Source organism: Pseudoflavonifractor sp. An44, from assembly GCF_002161675.1.
Taxonomy (GTDB): domain Bacteria; phylum Bacillota; class Clostridia; order Oscillospirales; family Oscillospiraceae; genus Enterenecus; species Enterenecus faecium.
In genome coordinates this window covers 29721-48114 of record NZ_NFIH01000004.1, presented here as the reverse complement: position 1 = coordinate 48114, position 18394 = coordinate 29721, and the positions used below count along the sequence as shown (strand labels likewise).

General features: G+C 61.5%; 10 protein-coding genes and 1 riboswitch. Of the genes, 4 read left to right on the top strand and 6 right to left on the bottom strand.

Features of this window, described 5'->3' with window-relative positions; all coding sequences use genetic code 11:
* Positions 1–42: 42 nt before the first annotated feature.
* Entirely contained in the window at positions 43–1536 is a 1494-nt protein-coding gene (locus B5F98_RS02900) for an LCP family protein (RefSeq protein WP_158099761.1), read from the bottom strand.
* A 203-nt stretch (positions 1537–1739) separates the two neighbouring features.
* Positions 1740–1825: riboswitch (ZMP/ZTP riboswitch) on the top strand.
* Between the two features lie 60 nt (positions 1826–1885).
* On the opposite strand from B5F98_RS02900, the gene pflA reads away from it, so the two are divergent.
* The 3 genes from pflA to B5F98_RS02885 all read left to right on the top strand — a co-directional run bounded on the left by pflA (position 1886) and on the right by B5F98_RS02885 (position 10930).
* Positions 1886–2608, top strand: coding sequence for a pyruvate formate-lyase-activating protein (pflA, locus tag B5F98_RS02895; RefSeq protein ID WP_087369534.1), 723 nt, complete (start codon positions 1886–1888; stop codon positions 2606–2608).
* A 17-nt stretch (positions 2609–2625) separates the two neighbouring features.
* The gene (gene pflB, locus B5F98_RS02890; protein ID WP_087369533.1) at positions 2626–4869 is read left to right on the top strand and encodes a formate C-acetyltransferase; all 2244 of its coding nucleotides are present in this window, start codon (positions 2626–2628) and stop codon (positions 4867–4869) included.
* Positions 4870–5464: 595 nt separating this feature from the next.
* Positions 5465–10930 (top strand): beta-L-arabinofuranosidase domain-containing protein, encoded by a 5466-nt coding sequence (locus tag B5F98_RS02885; RefSeq protein WP_087369532.1) that lies wholly within the window; start codon positions 5465–5467, stop codon positions 10928–10930.
* Between the two features lie 243 nt (positions 10931–11173).
* Here B5F98_RS02885 and B5F98_RS02880 read toward each other — a convergent pair whose 3' ends face one another.
* From B5F98_RS02880 to B5F98_RS02870, 3 genes are read right to left on the bottom strand one after another with little or no spacing between them, the layout of a single operon-like run.
* Positions 11174–11527 carry a DUF1667 domain-containing protein gene (locus tag B5F98_RS02880; RefSeq protein ID WP_087369531.1) on the bottom strand — a complete coding sequence of 118 codons (354 nt, stop codon included), beginning with the start codon at positions 11525–11527 and terminating at the stop codon, positions 11174–11176.
* Complete coding sequence (locus B5F98_RS02875; RefSeq protein ID WP_087369530.1) at positions 11524–12783, bottom strand: FAD-dependent oxidoreductase; 1260 nt, start codon at positions 12781–12783, stop codon at positions 11524–11526. Before B5F98_RS02875 ends, B5F98_RS02880 begins: the two co-directional genes overlap by 4 nt.
* Positions 12776–14227, bottom strand: a complete 1452-nt coding sequence (locus B5F98_RS02870) for an NAD(P)/FAD-dependent oxidoreductase (protein WP_087369529.1) — start codon at positions 14225–14227, stop codon at positions 12776–12778. The genes B5F98_RS02875 and B5F98_RS02870 overlap by 8 nt, the downstream gene beginning before the upstream one ends.
* Before the next feature lie 374 nt (positions 14228–14601).
* Here B5F98_RS02870 and glpK point away from each other — a divergent pair, with 374 nt between their 5' ends.
* Positions 14602–16101 carry a glycerol kinase GlpK gene (glpK, locus tag B5F98_RS02865; RefSeq protein ID WP_087369528.1) on the top strand — a complete coding sequence of 500 codons (1500 nt, stop codon included), beginning with the start codon at positions 14602–14604 and terminating at the stop codon, positions 16099–16101.
* 48 nt (positions 16102–16149) lie between these two features.
* On the opposite strand, the gene B5F98_RS02860 is transcribed toward glpK, so the two are convergent.
* Together B5F98_RS02860 and B5F98_RS02855 are read right to left on the bottom strand one after the other, a co-directional pair.
* On the bottom strand, positions 16150–16683 hold the full coding sequence (locus tag B5F98_RS02860; protein WP_087369527.1) for a hypothetical protein: 534 nt from the start codon (positions 16681–16683) through the stop codon (positions 16150–16152).
* 39 nt (positions 16684–16722) lie between these two features.
* The gene (locus B5F98_RS02855) at positions 16723–18324 is read right to left on the bottom strand and encodes a peptide chain release factor 3 (protein WP_087369526.1); all 1602 of its coding nucleotides are present in this window, start codon (positions 18322–18324) and stop codon (positions 16723–16725) included.
* Positions 18325–18394 lie beyond the last annotated feature (70 nt).

The following is an 18394-nucleotide window of genomic DNA, read 5'->3' as shown; positions in this document are numbered from 1 at the left end:
GACGGCCCGGCGCTTCAAGCGCCGGGCCGTCTGTGAGATTGATTATGACTGGGGGGAGGTGACGATTTCTCCGTTGCGCACCTGCTCCATGAGCTGCTTGGCGGTTTCCACGGTGGTCATATCAGGGACAATGACATCCAGATGCCAGTCAGGATAACTGTAGGTGTACTCCTTGCTGAAGGAGCCGGAGACGTAGTAGCTGACGATGTTCCAGTCCCCGCCGGTTTGCAGCTGGTTTTGCACCATATCGGTGATGAAGTCAGAGGGAATGCTGGTGCGGAAGCAGTTGCCCACGGCGTCCATGAAGGGGAGGTACTGGGTGAGAATGGCGGGGGAGAGGACCTTGTCCGCCACAGCCTCGATCATCCGCATCTGGTGGATGCCCCGCTGATAGTCGCCCTTGGGGAGGTTGTACCGCTCCCGGACGAAGTACAGGGCCTTCTCGCCGTCCATGTGGTTGACGCCCTTTTCATAGGTGTAGTCGGAGATATAGGACTCGAAGTCGTAGTCCGAGTACACGTCAATGCCGCCCAGGGCGTCAATGATGCCCTCAAATCCGGCGAAGTTGACCTTAAAGTAGTAGTCCAGCTCTATGTCGTAGAGCATTTCCAGAGTTTTGATACTCTCCTCAATGCCCCGGCCCCCGGCGTGGGTGAGTTTGTCCGGGACTCCGCCTGAGAAGGACAGGGGAATGAAGTAGTCCCGGGGAGTGGACACCAGCAGCACCTGGTGGGTTTTGGGGTTGATGGTGGCGATGATGTTCACATCGCTGTTGCCCGAGGTGGAGATATCGCTGCTTCGGGAGTCGCTGCCGCTGATATATACCGTAAAGGGCTGGTCCAGGGGGATGGCGGGAGCGGTGGTGGGCTGGGGAGCGGCGCTGGCCTGGAGGGGCACCTGAATGGTGTCCACCATGCGCAGACTCTGCATCACGTTCTTGTACTCCTCCAGGTCGTCCAGCACGGTCATGTGGCTCTGGTTGACCAAAATAGCGTCGATCTCCTTGTTGTTGAGGGCGTCCACCAGCTTGGTTGCCTCGGGATAGCCCTGGGGGGTGAGGGTGACGCTGTACTTGGCGTCCAGCTGTTTCACCGCCGCCTGGGTGTCCGTCTGGTCGGCGCTGAGCATGCCAAAGGGGTGCTGGAGCAGCTCGTCCATGCTGCGGGTATCATCTCCCCGCACATACACGGACATGGCCAGGGTCTGGGCCTCCGGGTTGGTGACCCGGTCCAGAGTGTCCAGGCCCACCCGGGCATAGACAATACCCACGGCGAACACCAGACAGAACACCACAGACAGCACCGAGCCCGCCGTGCGCTTGGCGGGGCCGCGGCTGAACCGCAGAGCAAACACCACCACTACGGCCACCACCACCGCCGCCGCAATCAGGGCCAACAGCAGGGGGGTGAGCATGTGAGTGAAGAAGAGCGCGGCCACAAAGCCGATGCCGAGAACGGCAAACAACAGCAGGGCCAGCAGATTGACCACGGTCTCCAGACCGGAGCGGGCAGTTTTTCTTTTGTACCGTTTTGCCATGTGGCACATCTCCTTGTCGTTGTTATGGCACATTATAGTATGCCACAGGGGAAATGGCAACGGCTCCAGAGGGTCGGCGTGCAGAATTTACAACTTCGATACAACTCCTTGCGGAGTTCTTAAAAAGTGTCCAGAAATTGAAAAATAATGGGAAATAAAAATGAAGCTTGACAAACGACACAAGATATAGTAGCCTGTACTCACGGTGATCATACACCTGGCGGTATTAAGTGGAATCAACCACGTGGCGTATGATCGGGAAAGCCGGCCGACCGTCTGGGCAAGAAAAAGGTCCCAGTGGGTCGGTCTTTTTCTTTATCCAACAAATGGAAAAAGAAGGGGGTTCACAATGAAAGGACGCATTCACTCTGTGGAGAGCATGGGGCTGGTGGACGGCCCCGGCATTCGCACCGTGGTGTTTCTCCAGGGGTGTGGGCTGCGGTGCCAGTACTGCCACAACCCGGACACCTGGGAGTGTGGCGCCGTTGCCGCCAAGGAGATGACGCCGGAGGAACTGGTGGCCAAGCTGCGCCGGTTCAAATCCTACTACGGCGCCACCGGCGGGGTCACCTTTTCCGGCGGTGAGCCGCTGTTGCAGCCGGAGTTTTTGGCCCAGGCCCTGGAGCTGTGCCAAAAGGAAGGCATTCACACCTGTCTGGACACCGCCGGGTGCGGGCTGGGGGACTATGAGCGCATTCTGTCCCACACCGACCTGGTGCTGCTGGACATCAAGCACTACACCCCCCAGGGGTTCCAGGCGGTCACAGGCCGGGACACCGGGGAATGGAGAGCGTTTCTCAGCCAATTACAGGCCCAAGAGGTGCCCCTGTGGATTCGACACGTGGTGGTGCCCGGGCTCACCGACGGCGATGAGCATTTGCAAGGGCTGTTGGACTTTGTCTCCACCTTGCGCCATGTGCGCCGGGTAGAACTGTTGCCCTATCACACCCTGGGGGTACACAAGTACCACACCCTGGGATATCCTTACCCCCTGGAGGGGGTGGAGCCCCTGGCCAAAGACGCTCTGGCCGGGTGGCAGGAGAAGTTTGACCGAGCGTTTCCCCATATTTGATAAGGAGGTACATTCCCATGAGCATTGATGTCAACTGCACCGCCTGGGAGGGCTTTCGCACCGGCGAATGGCGCCACCTGGTGAATGTGCGCAACTTCATTCAGAAGAACTACACCCCCTATACCGGAGATGACAGCTTCCTGGCCCCCATCTCCCCCCGCACCGCCAAGGTGTGGGAGAAGGCCCACGCCCTCATTGTGGAGGAGCTGAAAAAGGGCATCATCGACGTGGAGACCCACGTGGTGTCCGGCATCGACAACTTCGAGCCTGGCTACATTGACCAGGAAAACGAGGTCATTGTGGGCCTCCAGACCGACGCCCCCCTCAAGCGCATTGTCAACCTGTACGGCGGCATGCGCATGGCCGAGTCCGCCCTCCACGAGTACGGCTACGAGCTGGACCCCGAGATCGAGCGCCACTTTAGCCTCTACCGCAAGACCCACAACGAGGGCGTGTTTGACGCCTACCCCAAGCGCACCCGTCTGGCCCGCACCGCTGGCCTGCTCACTGGTCTGCCCGACGCCTATGGCCGTGGCCGTCTGGTGGGCGACTACCGCCGGGTGCCCCTGTACGGCACCGACTTCCTCATTGAGGAGAAGCAGAAGGACCTGGACATGCTGGACGGCCCCATGACCGAGGAGCGCATCCGCCTGCGGGAGGAAGTGAGCACCCAGATTCGGGCCCTCAAGGAGTTCACCCACATGGCCAGCCGCTACGGCTGCGACGTCACCCGCCCCGCCGAGAACGCCCATGAGGCGGTGCAGAACCTGTACCTGGCCTACCTGGCGGGCGTGAAGGAGAACAACGGCGCCGCCACCTCTCTGGGCCGCACCGCCACCTTCCTGGACATCTACATCCAGCGGGACCTGGGCCGTGGTCTGCTGGACGAGCAGGGGGCCCAGGAGCTCATCGACCAGTTCATCATCAAGCTGCGCCTGGTGCGCCACCTGCGTACTCCCGAGTACAACGAGCTGTTTGGCGGCGATCCCACCTGGATCACCGAGTCCCTGGGCGGCATGGGCATTGACGGCCGTACCCTGGTGACCCGCAACAGCTTCCGCTACCTCCACACCCTCACCAACCTGGGCACCGCTCCCGAGCCCAACCTCACCGTGCTGTGGAGCCAGAACCTGCCCCAGGCCTGGAAGGACTACTGCGCCAAGATGAGCATCGCCACCGACTCCATCCAGTACGAGAACGACGACGTGATGCGCCCCCTGTACGGGGACGACTACTGCATCTCCTGCTGTGTGTCCGCCATGGCCGTGGGCAAGCAGATGCAGTTCTTCGGCGCCCGGGCCAACCTGGCCAAGAGCCTGCTGTACGCCATCAACGGCGGTGTGGACGAGAAGAAGGGCCTCCACGTGGTGCCCGGCATCATCCGGGACGAGGATGAGGTGCTCAGCTACTCCAAGGTGCTCACCAACTACAAGAAGGTTCTGTCCTACGTGGCTGAGTTGTACGTGGACACCATCAACATCATCCACTACATGCACGACAAGTACGCCTACGAGGCCAGTCAGATGGCCCTCCACGACACCCTGGTGGAGCGCCTGGCCGCCTTCGGCGTGGCGGGCCTGTCCATTGCCGCCGACTCCCTGTCCGCCATCAAGTTTGCCAAGGTGCGGCCCATCCGCAACGAGGACGGCATCGCCGTGGACTTTGAGGTGGAGGGCGACTTCCCCAAGTACGGCAACGACGACGACCGGGTGGACGACATCGCCGTGGAGATCGCTGCCTACTTCTCCGCCGAGCTCAAGAAGCACCCCCTGTACCGGGGCGCCATCCACACCCTGTCCGCCCTCACCATCACCAGCAACGTGATGTACGGCAAGAAGACCGGCTCCACCCCCGACGGCCGCAAGGCCGGCGAGCCCTTCGCTCCCGGCGCCAACCCCATGCATGGCCGGGACGAGAACGGCGCTCTGGCCAGCCTCAACTCCGTGGCCAAAATCCCCTACCGGGGCGTGTGCCAGGACGGTGTGTCCAACACCTTCTCCATTGTCCCCAATGCCCTGGGCAAGAGCGCCCAGGAGCGGGTCACCAATCTGGTGAACATCCTGGACGGCTACTTTGTCCAGGGCGCCCACCACCTGAACGTCAACGTCATGGACCGTCAGGTGCTGCTGGACGCCATGGAGCACCCCGAGCAGTACCCCACCCTCACCATCCGTGTGTCCGGCTATGCGGTGAACTTCAACCGCCTGAGCCGGGAGCAGCAGCTGGAGGTCATCAAGCGGACCTTCCACGAGGCTGTGTGATCAAACATCGCTCCCCAAAGCCCAGAGAATGTTTCGGCGTTCTCTGGGCTTTCTTTCATGCCCTGACACCGCTTAAAAACAGACAACTTTTATTATACAAAGGCCTTGTGATAAATTTGTGTGCTTGTAAATTTGGTACAAATCTCTGGGAAAACCAGGGGGCGAGGAGGGCGAATCTCCCGGAATTTGAGGGGAAATCCAGGTGTCAGAACAAGGAAATGAGTGCCAGCAAATGAGAAATATTTGAAAATTCTAACGTGTTACGAGGGGATTACCGGAGAAAACGGTTGAAAAGCTGAACGTTGTATAATTTGTATTGTTGGAATGGTGGAAAATATCAAATCTCTGTGCAATGTGTTGATTTCCGGATGGGCGAATGCTAACATCAATGATAAAGGTAACAGACATATGTGCAGTTTGTATGAAAGAGAGCATCCAATTGTAAAACCAATTTCCCTGATTGTTTCGGTCGGGGAAATGTTCTTCCCTGCGAGGGGAGCGGAAGGAGGCGAAGGCCAGACAGCAGGTGTGGAAGGCAGCGTTCCGCAAGAGAACCATGCAAGACTCAAGACTATGATAAAAGAGAGGGGAAAACATGAAGAGTTTCAAGAAGTTCGGAAACAAACGCGTTGCAGCAGGCCTGCTCAGTGCGGCCATGGTGTTGTCCATGGTTCCCATGAGTCCGGCCAGAGCTGAGACTCAGGACGACAGCAGCCAGCTGTACAACTACTTGCAGACAGACGGTGAGAATCTGGGCAACAACATAGCCCTCAAGGCCACGGCCGGGGCCTCCTACACCAATGTTTGGGGCATCTCTCCCGATGCCATGAACGACGGAGCATTGGCCACTTCCGACCCCTACTCCAGCTGGAACAGCTGGGGCACCAACGACGAGGCCTATCCCGTCACCACCTCCCTGACCTGGGAGTCTGAGCAGGTGATCACAGGCATGCGGGTGATCTGGTGGGCGGATAATGCCACCATCAACGCCAACGCCAACGTCACCTTCCCCAAGTCCGCTGCTTTGTACTATGTGGACAGCGAGGGCAACGAGCACCAGATCACTGGGATGACCAATGAGAAGGGCATGCCCACCGATGAGGTGGGGGTGGAGGTGGACTCCAGCTCCAACAACGGCATCAACGGCAACAACCAGTACTGGAACTACGTGGAATTTTCTGAGCCCATCACCACCAGCCAGCTGCGCATGAAGATCCAGCGCAACGGCACCGGCACCAACGGCGTGGGCATCAGCGAGTGGGAGGCCTTTGGCTATCAGACCATCGGCACCGGCACCAACGTGGCCGGGGAGGCCACCGTGTCCGCCTCCTACACCAACACCACCCTGCCGGACAACGCCGAGACCGCCATCAATGACGGCACCCTGGCAGATGGCAACTGGACCACCTGGAACACCTGGTCCGAGGCTGGCGATGTGGAGTACCCCGTCACCGTGGATCTGGACTGGGGTAACGCCACCTATGACATCTCCAGCGTCCGGGTCATGTGGTGGTCGGACAACGGGGGCGTGCAGTTCCCCGCCTCCTGCCGGCTCCAGTGGTACAATGAGCGGTCCAAGCAGTGGGTGGATGTGACTCAGATGGTGGACGAGACCGGGGCGGACACCTCCTCCGTGGGGGTCAAGTTCGGCGCCGCCGACCAGGCAGGCGAGGACGCCAGCCAGTATACCAACGGGGCCAACCGCTATTGGAACGGCGTGACCATGAACGAGACGGTGCAGACCAGCAAGCTGCGCCTGGTCATCGACCGCAACGGCAGCGGCCAGACCGGCGTGGGCATCGGCGAGGTGGAAGTGTACGGCACCAAGCTGGCCCAGTCCGACGGGGACAACGTGGCCCTCCAGGCCACCGCCTCCGCGGACGCCCAGAACACCCCGGTGACCAACGTCAACAATGGGCAGCTGGCCACCAACGCGGGCACCTCCTGGAACACCTGGAACAGCAGCACCTATCCCACCACCGTCACCCTGACCTGGGACGCCCCCTATGTGCTCAACAGCATGCGGGTGATGTACTGGGCGGATAACGGCAACCTCACCGCCTCCGGCAACGTCACCTTCCCCAAGAGCTGTGAGGTGGAGTACTACAACCACGAGTCCGGCCAGTGGGAGAAGATCACCAACATGACCAACGAGTCCGGCCAGGTGGTCTCCTCCGTGGGCGTCAAGTACGGCAGCGCCGAGGCCGCCTCTGACCAGCCCGGCAACTACCTCAACGGCAACAACCGCTATTGGAATGTGGTCTCCTTCCAGGAGCCGGTGAAGACCACCCAGATTCGCCTGAAGATTGACCGCAACGGGTCCGGCGCCAACGGCGTGGGCATTGGCGAATGGGAAGTGTACGGCGAGGAGATGACCGCCGAGTGGAACGAGCTGGTTTCCACCCAGATCACCGGCAAGGACCGCATCCTCAAGGGTGAGACGGGTACATTCACCGCCGAGAGCCTCCCCGTGGGGCTGGACGGCCTGAGCTACCAATGGGAGCTCACCGAGGGCAGCCAGTACATGGAGATTGTGGGTGCCACCAATGAGTCTCAGGTGCAGCTGGCTGCCAAGGACAGCGGCTACGGCACTCTGAAGGTCACCGTGTCCCGGCAGCAGGAGGGCCAGACCGTCACCCGCACCGCCACGTTGGAGGTGAAGGTGGACGGCATCGAGAGCCTGGACGAGTATGTCACCGCCACCGAGGCGGGCCGTGCTCCCATCCTGCCCAAGACCGTGGTGGCCAACGGCATCGCCTTTGACGACCCCACCCCTGACCTATACGGCCCCACCGGCTACAACTTCGCCGAGGAGTTCAACGCCTCCCTGGTCCCCGTGACCTGGGAAGAGGTGGACCCCGCTCTGTACGCCGAGGACAAGGTGGGCACCACCTTTGAAGTGAAGGGTACCGTGGTGTCCGGGGACGAGGAGCTGGAGGCTGTGGCCCGTGTCACCGTCAACGAGCCCGTGGTCACCCCCGTGGCCAACAGCACCGTCACCTTTGAGAACGTGCAGCTCACCGATAACTTCTGGAACCCCAAGCAGAAGGTCAACGCCGTCAACTCCCTGAACAAGGCCATCTATCAGATTGAGCAGGCCTCCGGCGGCGAGCCCAACTTCGTCCACGCCATTGCCAAGCTCAACGGCGAGCCCTACGACGAGTTCCAGGGCTATGTGTTCCAGGACTCCGACATCTACAAGAGCATTGAGGCCATCTCCTACACCCTGTCCGTCATCCATGACGACACCGACCCCGAGATGGTGGCCCAGCGGGAGAAGCTGGAGGAGAAGCTGGCCTACTGGATCTCCCTCATTGAGCAGGTGCAGTACGCCGACGGCTACATCAACACCCACTTCACCCTGAGAAGCACCGGACACGCCGGCGGCAGCTCCGCTGGCACCCACCGGTGGCACGACTTCTCCAACCACGAGATGTACAACGCCGGCCACTTCCTGGAGGGCGTGGTGGCTTACACCCGCTACCGTGAGGGCATCGGCGATCCCGACTACAGCCTGTATGTGGTGGGCCGTCGGTTTGCCGACGAGATTGTGGACCTGTTCGGTCCCGATGGCAGCCGCCACGAGGTGCCCGGCCACGAGGAAATCGAGCTGGCTCTGGTGAAGTTTGCCAAGCTGGTGGAGGAGTACGAGGGCGAGGGCACCGGGGACAAGTACATCCAGACGGTGAAGACCCTCATTGACCGCCGCGGTGTTGATAAAGATCAGCGAGAGAGTGGCTACAACGGCGGCGAGTACTCCCAGGACAATGACTCCATCATGACCATCACCGAGGCTGTGGGCCACGCCGTGCGTGCCTGCTACTTCTACACCGGTGTCACCGATGTGGCCACCCTGCTGGACGAGGACGACCCGGACCGGGCGGCCTACCTGAACACCATGGACGCCATCTGGGACTCCGTGGCCAACACCAAGACCTACATCACCGGCGGCATCGGGGTGCGCTCCCACGGCGAGGACTTCGGCGACCCCTACGAGCTGCCCAATGACGATTCCTACTGTGAGATCTGCGCCACCATCGCTCTGGCCAACTGGAACCAGCGGATGAACCTCATCCACGAGGATGCCAAGTACGCCGACGTGGTGGAGAAGAACCTGTACAACGCCATTCTGGTGGGCACCAACCTCACTGGAGATAAGTTCTACTACAGCACCTATCTGGAGGCCAAGAACGGCGATCCCCGTTCCGACTGGTTCGCCTGCGCTTGCTGCCCCCCCAACCTGATGCGTACCATCGCCAAGCTCAGCGAGTACATGTACACCATCCACGGTGACAAGCTGTTTGTGAACATGTACATCGGCAGCGAGGGCAACCTGAACATCGACGGCACCAACGTGAACCTGACTCAGGAGACCGAGTACCCCTGGGACGGCGCTGTGAAGCTCACCGTCACCCCCGACCAGGCCAAGGAGTTCACCATGAACATCCGCATCCCCGGCTGGACCCAGGAGCAGGCCAACAAGGAAGTGTCCATCTACGTCAACGGCGAGAAGGTCACCGCTGAGGCCGAGAAGGGCTATGTGGCCATCACCCGCACTTGGGAGAAGGGCGACATCGTGCGCATCGACATGCCCATGGAGATCCGCATGACCGAGGCCGACCCCAACGTGGAGGCCAACCAGGGCCGTATCGCCATCCAGCGTGGCCCCATCGTGTACAGCATTGAGATGGCCGGAAACGCCCAGCTCAACAGCGACATTGCAAACTTCAGCCCCCTGAACTTTGTCATTCCCCGGGATGCCCAGCTCACCGCCACCTACAATGAGGACCTCCTCAACGGCGTGGTGGAGATCACCGGAGATGTGAAGTACAACGACAACGGCAACCTCATCGACGCCAAGCTCCAGGCTATCCCCTACTATGCCTGGAACAACCGGGGCAACGACGGGGTGGAAGGCCAGAACAACTGCAGCCAGATGCTCATCTGGACCAACACCACCGGGGCCAGCGTGAAGATCGGCGGCGCCTCTGAGGTGGCCGTGGACGACAGCTTCACCCTGAACGCTGTGGCCGCTGGCCTGGACAATCCCACCTACACCTGGACCGTCAAGGACGGGGACGCCGTGGAGATTGCAGAGGGTGCCGACACCGCCACTGTGACCCTCAACGCCATCAAGGAGGGCACCGCCGTGGTGACTGTCACCGCCACCAGCGGGGAGGACTCCGTCAGCGCTGAGCGGACCGTCACCGTCACCAAGGGCAGTGAGCCCACTCCCGGCGACGTGGACAAGACCCTGCTGGAGAAGACCATCGCCTACGCCGAGGGGCTGGACACCACGGGAGTCACCGACTCCGCCGTGGCCGCCTTCCAGAAGGCTCTGGACGAGGCCAAGGCTGTGATGGCCGACGAGAATGCCACCCAGGCTGAGGTGAACAACGCTTGGGATAACCTGCTGGAGGGCATCTGGGGTCTGGGCCTGGTGCAAGGTGACAAGACCCTGCTGGAGCAGCTGATCACCAAGGCCGACGGCATGATGGCCAACGCCGACCAGTACATGGCCGACCACTGGCAGGAGCTGGTGGACGCCCTGGCCAAGGCCAAGGACGTGTACGCGGATGGCGACGCTATGGAGGAGGACGTGCAGCCCGCCGCCGAGGCTCTGCTCAATGCCATTCTGGCCCAGCGCTTCAAGGCGGACAAGTCCATCCTGGAAGACCTCATCGGCAAGGCTGAGGGCATCGACCTCTCCGGCTACACTGCCGAGTCTGTGGCTACCTTCCGCACCGCTCTGGCCAATGCCCAGGCTGTGATGGATGATGCCACGCTGTCTGAGGAGGATCAGGCCACCGTGGACGCCGCTGTGGCCGCCCTCAACGACGCCATGGACGGCCTCACCGTCGGTGGCGCTCCCGAGACCACCGACACCCCAGAGGCTTCCCAGAATCCTGAGGCTACCGATAAGCCCCAGGCCACCGAGAAGCCGGAGAACGTGCCTCAGACGGGCGATTCCGCCCAGCTGATGGGCTATGTGGCCGCTCTGGCCGCCGCCGTGATGGTGCTTGGCGCTGTCACCGTGGTGCGCCGCCGCCGCAACGGCTAAAAGCATAAAAAACACGGTCAGCGTTTTGCTGGCCGTGTTTTTTTATGGAAATGAATAACGAAGAATGAATAATGAAAAATGCAGGCCCTGAACGTAGCTCCAACGTTCGGGACCTGCATAGGCTTTCGGTAGAGGCTACCGCAGGGGCCAGGCTTGCCCGGCGCCTACGGCGTTTTACCTGCAATACATTGTTAAATTGAAATCCGTGCCGCATGGCGGCACACCACAATTATTCATTTATCATTATTCATTCTTCATTTCCCTGGTGGAAACCACGTCCACCCCGGTTCCCAGCAGGTCGTGAATCACCACCTGCCCCAGATGCACCGGGGCGGTGAGGCGCACTCCATTGAGGGACTCCATGGCCTCAAAGATCAACTCCTTGGGGATGGGGGCGGTGGTCTTCACAGGCAGACGGCGGTGGAGCCCGCCCTGGATGCACACGGTACTGGTGAGCACCCGGGTGGGGTGAAGCAGCTCATTTTTGCCGTACTCTGCCCCCCGGGGACAGCTGTTTCCGGTGACGGTGTAGCCGTGCTCCTCATCCACCTGGAGGCGGCACCCCTTGGGGCAGACAATGCACACAAGTTCCTTCATGTCCCTTCCACCTCCTCAATGGATAGAGTGAGGCCCCCAACAGCCCGGTCCAGCAGTACCCCGGGCAGGGTGATCTGCTCCATCTCCCCCGGGGCCATGTGGGAGCGGGGGAACTGGGCAATGGGATTGCCTGAGTCGTCTTTTACCACAATGCGGCTATTCCCAAACACGCGACTTACCCGGAATAGCACCTGCACGTTGCCGCTGCCCCGGCGGATGCGCTGGGGGACGGTGTAGCTGACCCCGGAGCCGTGGGTGAGGGGAATGGCCTCGGCGGCGGTTGGTTCTCCCTGGACATAGCGGGCGGCAGCAGCCCCAGCCCGCTGGCTTTCGGCGGTGACGTAGTCCACCAGGTCGTGGACGTGGAGCACATTGCCGCAGGCGAAAATGCCGGGCACCTGGGTCTCCATATTTTCAAACACCACCGCCCCGTGGGTGCGCCCGTCCATGGGAATGTCGGCCTGGCGGGTGAGCTCGTTTTCCGGGATGAGCCCCACGCTGAGCAGCAGGGTGTCGCAGTCAAAGACCATCTCGGTGCCGGGGATGGGGCGGCGGTGCTCGTCCACCCGGCTCACCACCACCTGCTCCAGGCGGTTGTGGCCCCGGAGGTCGGTGACGGTGTGGCTGAGGTAGAGGGGAATGGAGTAGTCCTCCAGGCACTGGACGATGTTCCGGGTGAGGCCGCTGGAGTAGGGCATCAGCTCCACGCAGGCCAGTACCTTGGCCCCCTCCAGGGTCATGCGCCGGGCCATGATAAGGCCAATGTCGCCGCTGCCCAGGATGACCACCCGGCGGCCCACCATGTACCCCTCCATATTCAGGTACCGCTGGGCGGCCCCGGCGGTGAAGATGCCCGCCGGACGCTCTCCGGGGATGGCGATGGCCCCCCGGGCCCGCTCCCGGCAGCCCATGGCCAGCACCACCGCCTGAGCCTCCAGCACTTGATAGCCATGCTGGGCGCTGACGCAGTGGACCTGGTGGGGGGCGCCGGGGAGGAGCTGGAGCACCATGGTGTCCAGCTGCACTTCCACATCGGTGGCCTGGACTTGCTGAATAAATCGGGCGGCGTACTCCGGCCCGGTGAGCTCCTCTTTAAAGTGGTGGAGCCCAAAGCCGTTGTGGATGCACTGGTTGAGGATGCCGCCCAGCTCCTGGTCCCGATCTAAAATCAGTATCTTCCGGAGGCCCTGGTCCCAGGCCTCCCGGGCGGCGGCCAGTCCGGCGGGCCCGCCGCCAATGACAATGAGTTCATACATGAGCGTTCCCTCCTTGGCCCTTGGTCTCTCCGGTGAGCAGGTAGGAGCCCTCCTGGTCCAGCAGCACCTCACAGGGGTCCAGCCCCAGCTCCCGGGCAATGAGGGCCTGGACCCTGGGGGCGCAGAAGCCACCCTGACAGCGGCCCATGCCCGCATTGCACCGCCGCTTCACCCCGTTGATGGTGTAGGGCGGGATGGGGGCGTGGAGGGCGGCCACGATCTCCCCCTCGGTGACCGTCTCGCACCGACAGACCACCCGGCCATACCGGGGGTCCTGGGCGATGAGGGCGTTTTTCTCCTGGGGGGAGAGGTGTTGGAACATCACGTGGGACCGCTGGTCCACAAAGTCCGGTTTGGGTTGCAGGTTTGGCTCCTTCTCCAAAATCCGCTCACAGGCCCACTGGCCAATGGCGGCGCTGGCCGCCAGACCGGGGGACTTGATCCCCGCCAGGTCGAAGAAGCCGGGGTGGTTGGGGCTCTCCTCCAGAATGAAGTCGGAGCGGGTGGAGTTGGCCCGCAGTCCGGCAAAGTTGCGGATGTTTTCCCCAAAGTTGAGGCAGGGCACCGAGCGCATGGCCTGTTCCTTGACAAAGGCCAGCCCTTGGGCGGTGTTGCCCAGGTCGTGGCGGTCCTCCACCGGTTGGGCGTTGGGGCCCACAATGAGATTGCCGTGGATGGTGGGGGCCACCAGTACTCCTTTGCCCCGCTCATTGGGACACTGGAATACCACGTGTGAGACTTGCTTTCCCTGGCTCTTGTCCAGCAGGTAGTATTCGCCCCGGTTGGGGGTGATGGCATAGTCCGGCTCTTCTAACAGCCCATGCACCTGGTCGGAGAACACCCCAGTGGCATTGAGGATATATTTCCCCTCAAATACCCCCTTGGGGGTGGTGACGGCGTGGCCCCCCTCTATGGGGGTGATGGCCGTGGCAGGGGCGGAGCGGTGGAGCTCCACGCCGTTGACCACCGCCACCTCTGCCATGGCCAGGGCATACTGCCAGGGGTCCACAATGCCGGCGGTGGGGGCGTAGAGGGCGCCTACCACGTTCTGGCTGAGGTTGGGCTCTGTTTGGCGCACTTGGGCGGCGTCCAGCAGTTCCAGCCCCGGCACGCCGTTTTGTACGCCTCGGTCATAGAGGGTGCGCAGGGTATGAAGGTCTCCCTCATCAAAGGCCAATACCAGGCTGCCCACCCGGGCAAAGGGCACCTGGAGCTTTTGGCAGATGTCCCCGGCCATCCGGTTGCCCTCCACGTTGAGCCGGGCCATGAGGGTGCCCGGCTCCGGGTCGTACCCGGCGTGGATGATGGCGCTGTTGGCCTTGGTGGTGCCATTGGCTACATCGTTTTGAGCCTCCAAGATGGCCACGTTCAGGGGATACTGGGCCAGGTGATAGGCGGCGGCCGCCCCCACCACCCCACAGCCCAGAATGATGACGTCATACATGAAAAGGACCTCCCTTCCAAAGCAAAACGCAACCCAGATCCAGCCCCCTGATTGCGGCCACCCACCTGCGTTGCGCTCAACCCCTTGGTCTATCCGTTTGTTGGGGCCATTATATCTGGTTTTGTGGGAAAAAGCAAGGGATAGAAATGGAACATCCTTTAGACTGTGCACAGTGACGAAAAACCGGGGGCGGTTTGCGTCGTATCGCTGATTTTTCCCGGGCGGGGAGGGGGGAGCCCTTTACAGGTGGGTGAAAATCTGGCATAATGGGTGCAACCCAAGAAAGATGAGGAGCAGGACGGGCGAGAGGCAAGTCGCCAGTTGTGCTCTTTTTTGTTTGATGCGGCAACACCAGACACAGGAGGCGGAAGAGTATGAAACAGTACGTCATCGCCCTGGACCAGGGCACCACCAGCAGCCGCTGCATTCTCTTTGACCGACAGCAGAACATTGTGGCCTTGGAACAGCGGGAGTTTGCCCAGCACTACCCCAAGCCCGGGTGGGTGGAGCATGACCCCATGGAGATTTACTCTACCCAGTACGGGGTGCTCATTGAGTCCCTGGTGGGCAACAGCATCGACCCCACAGACATTGCCGCCATCGGCATCACCAACCAGCGGGAGACCGCCATTGTGTGGGACAAGGACACGGGCAAGCCCATTTATAACGCCATTGTGTGGCAGTGTCGGCGCACGGCGGGGCTGTGCGAGGAGCTGAAGAAGGACGAGGCCTTTACCGAATACGTGAAGGAGCACACGGGGCTGCTCATCGACGCCTACTTCTCCGCCACCAAAATCCAGTGGATTCTGGACCACGTGGAGGGGGCTCGGGAGCGGGCCCAGCAGGGGAAACTTCTGTTCGGCACCGTGGACAGCTGGCTGGTGTGGAAGCTCACCGGGGGTAAGGTCCACGTCACCGACTACACCAACGCCAGCCGCACCATGCTCTACAACATCCGGGACCTGCGGTGGGACGAGACCATCTGTGAAAAGCTGGGCATCCCCATGAGCATGCTGCCACGGGTGTGCAACTCCAGCGAAATCTACGGCTATGTGAACCTCCAGGGGGTGGAAGTGCCCATTGCGGGAATGGCCGGAGACCAGCAGGCGGCGCTGTTCGGCCAGACCTGTTTTGCCCCCGGCGAGGCGAAAAACACCTACGGCACCGGGTGCTTTTTGCTCATGAACACGGGAGACCAGCTCTACCGCAGTGAAAACGGCCTCATCAGCACCATTGCCATCGGCCTAAACGGCAAGGTGCAGTACGCCCTGGAGGGCAGCGTGTTTGTGGGTGGTGCCGTCATCCAGTGGGTGCGGGATGAGCTGCGCTTCATCACCGAGTCCCGGGATGCGGAGTACTACGCCCAGAAGGTGCCGGACACCGGAGGGGTGTACTTGGTGCCTGCCTTCACCGGACTGGGCGCCCCTTACTGGGACATGTACGCTCGGGGCTGCCTCATCGGCATCACCCGGGGCACCACCCGGGAGCACATCATCCGGGCGGCCCAGGAGTCCATCGCCTACCAGAGCTATGACCTGGTGGAGGCCATGGAGAAGGACACGGGCATCCACCTCACGGAACTGAGCGTGGATGGCGGCGCCTCCCGAGACAAGTTCCTCATGCAGTTCCAGGCGGACATTCTGGGCAAGCAGGTGCGCCGCCCCATGATTCGGGAGACCACCGCCCTGGGCGCCGCCTATCTGGCGGGCCTGGCCACCGGGTTCTGGCGGGACCTGGAGGAGATCCGTGCCCAGTGGACCCTGGACAGCCTCTACACTCCCAACATGGACCAGCCCCAGCGGGACAAGTTGCTGCGGGGGTGGCACAAGGCGGTGGGCCGCAGTTGCGGCTGGGTGGACCCCCAAGAGACATAACGAGAAATCCCCCTGGGCTGTTCACAGCCCAGGGGGATGCTATTTGGATTATTCCTCCCATGCCGGATTTTTCTCCGGGGAGAGGGCGGCGGAAAAGTAAGACATGTCCTTTCCGTTGATGATGTAGGAGAAGTCCCCTTCGGGGCCGTCAAACTCCACATACACCCCGCTGGGACGGCGGTCGGCCTGGGACAGAGCCACGCTCCACAGCTTCATCATCGCCTCGTCGCCGTAGTACAGCACGGCGTCCGGGGTCTCCTGGGGTGGGTTTCCAGGCAGTTTGCCAGGCCCCAGAGCGGAGATGGCGTTGTAGACCACATAGGCGTTGTCCCCGGTGATGCGCAGGGAGGTGCCGTCCACCTCAGCCCGCAGATTGTCCTGATAATAGCACTGGTAGGTCTGGGTGGACAGGGCGGAGACAAACCGCTTATATCCGTACTGATGGCCCAGAATCCGGGCTACCGGGACGATACACAGCAGCAACAAGATCAGGCCAATGGCCAGCAGCACTAGGAGTTTCCACTGGCCGCTGGGGGCCTTGCGCTGCTGGGGCGGGGTGATTTGCTCGTATAGGTCAGCCATAGGGAACCCCCTTTCTACTGGGCAGATGAGAGAAGGGCTTTAGAACTGCGCGCCGCCGAACTCCAGCAGGGTCAGCTGCTTGTTGCGGTCGGCGGTCCAGTTGATGGACCAGCCGGAGGCGAAGAGGAGCAGCTGGTTGCCCTTGTAGTCCTCCACCAACATGGCGTCGTTGGGCAGCACCAGGTCGTCGGACTGGAGGGGCTCGTCCCCGTCGTGCTCAATCCAACGCAGGAACTGGTAGGGCAGACCCTCCACGTACAGGTCCACTCCGTACTCATTGCGCAGGCGGTACTCCAGCACGTCAAATTGCAGGGTACCCACTACGCCCACAATGACCTCCTCCATGCCGGAGTAGGGGGTCTTGAAGATCTGGATGGCGCCTTCCTGGGCGATCTGTTCCATGCCCTTGAGGAACTGCTTGCGCTTCATGGTGTCCAGGGGCCGCACCCGCTTGAAATGCTCGGGAGCAAAGGTGGGGATGGGGTTGAACTGGAACTTATGGGAGGCGGTGCACAGGGTATCGCCAATGGAGAAGATGCCCGGGTCAAACACGCCGATGATATCTCCGGCGTAGGCTTCCTCAATGATCTCACGCTCGGCGGCCATGAGCTGCTGGGGCCGGGAGAGCTTGATCTTCTTGCCGCCCTGGACGTGGTAGACCTCTTTGTCCGCCTGGAACTTGCCGGAGACGATGCGCATGAAGGCAATGCGGTCCCGGTGGGCCTTGTTCATGTTGGCCTGAATCTTAAAGACGAAGGCGGAGAAGTCGTCGTCGAAGGAGTCGATGAGCTCCTCTCCGGCCATGCGGGGCAGGGGGGCGGTGGTCATGCGCAAGAAATCCTCCAGGAAGGGCTCCACGCCGAAGTTGGTCAGGGCGGAGCCGAAGAACACGGGGGAGAGCTTGCCGTGGCGCACTCGGTCCATGTCGAACTCGCAGGAGGCCCCGTCCAGCAGCTCAATCTCATCCACCAGCTGGCGGTAGTGGCTCTCGCCAATGAGGCCCGCCAGCTCCGGGTCGTCCAGATTCACCTCGGTGGCGATGGCGGCCTTGGCGTTGGTGTTGGAGGTGAAGTGGATGATCTTCTTGCGCTGGCGGTCGTACACGCCCTGGAACTCCTTGCCGCAGCCGATGGGCCAGTTGACGGCGTAGGTGTCGATGCCCAGCTCTCGCTCCAGCTCCTGGCACAGGTCAAAGGGGTCCTGGGCCTCCCGGTCCATCTTATTGATAAAGGTGAAGATGGGGATATCCCGCATGGCGCAGACCTTGAACAGCTTCCGGGTCTGAGCCTCCACGCCCTTGGCGGCGTCGATGACCATCACGGCGGAGTCGGCGGCCATGAGGGTGCGGTAGGTGTCCTCGGAGAAGTCCTGGTGGCCGGGGGTGTCCAGAATGTTGATGCAGAATCCCTCGTACTGGAACTGCATCACGGAAGAGGTGACGGAGATGCCGCGCTGTTTCTCAATCTCCATCCAGTCGGAGGTGGCGGCCCGGGCATTCTTCTTGCCCTTGACCACGCCGGCCTGGGCAATGGCGCCTCCGTAGAGGAGGAATTTCTCGGTGAGGGTGGTTTTACCGGCGTCCGGGTGAGAGATGATGGCGAAGGTTCGCCGCCGGTTGATCTCAGCTTCGTACAGTGACAATGGAACAACCTCCATATGATAAAATTGGGGCAGTCAGGCAAAACCACCCCATTGTGTATGATAGTGGAGC